This window comes from Rhodococcus sp. 27YEA6, assembly GCF_044908235.1.
Classification (GTDB): domain Bacteria; phylum Actinomycetota; class Actinomycetes; order Mycobacteriales; family Mycobacteriaceae; genus Rhodococcus_F; species Rhodococcus_F qingshengii.
The window spans coordinates 1-1,011 of the sequence record NZ_JBIYCY010000076.1 but is presented as its reverse complement, the minus strand read 5'-3'; the positions used below and the strand labels follow the sequence as shown (position 1 = coordinate 1,011).

At 62.9% G+C, this 1,011-nt stretch carries 1 protein-coding gene; it reads left to right on the top strand.

The window, feature by feature from the left end; all coding sequences use genetic code 11:
* Positions 1 to 951, top strand: a 951-nt coding sequence (locus ABH939_RS33185; RefSeq protein ID WP_404650741.1) for a diiron oxygenase, incomplete at its 5' end; no start/stop codon positions are given.
* Between the last annotated feature and the right edge of the window lie 60 nt (positions 952 to 1,011).

Genomic DNA, 1,011 nt, shown 5'->3' with positions numbered 1-1,011 from the left:
CGCGATTACCACGACACTCTGCGCACACTGTCCGAGGCATCCTCGACAGGGCTCCACTTCGAGGCGTTCAAAGACATCGCCTGGAATTCGCCCGAGTTCGCCGCCCCCGCGGACGACCCAAGATGGACACTCCCCGCGGTCGACCCCTTGTCCCACACCGACTGGTACCGCGCGCTCTCACCCCAGGAACAACGGCGGGTTGCCCGGATTCGGCTCGCATCTATAACAAAGACCGGCTCCCAGTTCGAGCAACTGCTCCTTCTCGGCGGTACCCAGTTCTTGATGGGCCTGGCGAACGAGAACCCCGAATTCCGCTACTTCATGCACGAACTCACCGAAGAGACACACCACATCCAGATGTTTCAGGAGTTCACCAACCGGGTGGCTCCGGAGGTCCACGGTGCCCCAACGTGGCTTGTCAAGGCCTTCCCCCTGGTCGGTTCGCTGGGATCGCTGTGGCCCAGTTTCTTCTTTCAGATCATCCTCGCTGGAGAGGAGCCGATCGACCACATCCAGAAGAGCATCATGCGCGGCGGTGGCATTCACCCGCTCACCGACCGCATCATGCAGATCCATCTCGCCGAGGAAGCACGTCACATCGGGTTCGCCCATGCATGGTTGCGCCATCACGCTCCGCGCATGAGCCGATTCAACCGCCTCGCACTCGGCCTCACCACGCCTGTAGTCATGCGCATAGGGTTTTGGTCCATCGTCGTCCCGAGCCGGCAGGACGCGACGTTGCTGGGTATCCCCCGCAATGTTCTGCGCGAGACCTATTCGATGCGCAACCCCGATTTCCGGCGACTCCTTGCAGAGTCCTGCGCAGACGTCCGGAGCCTCGCCGACGCCAACGGAATGCGCACCCGGCTCACCCTCTGGTCCTGGCGGCTTACCGGAACCGACGGCCGACTGTCGCGTTACCGCAACGAGCCGTCGAGAGCCGCGGCTTGACGATCTGCAACCCGCGACGCAGCTGCCCCTCTCCCACTTCGACAGACAGCTGCGTTACCC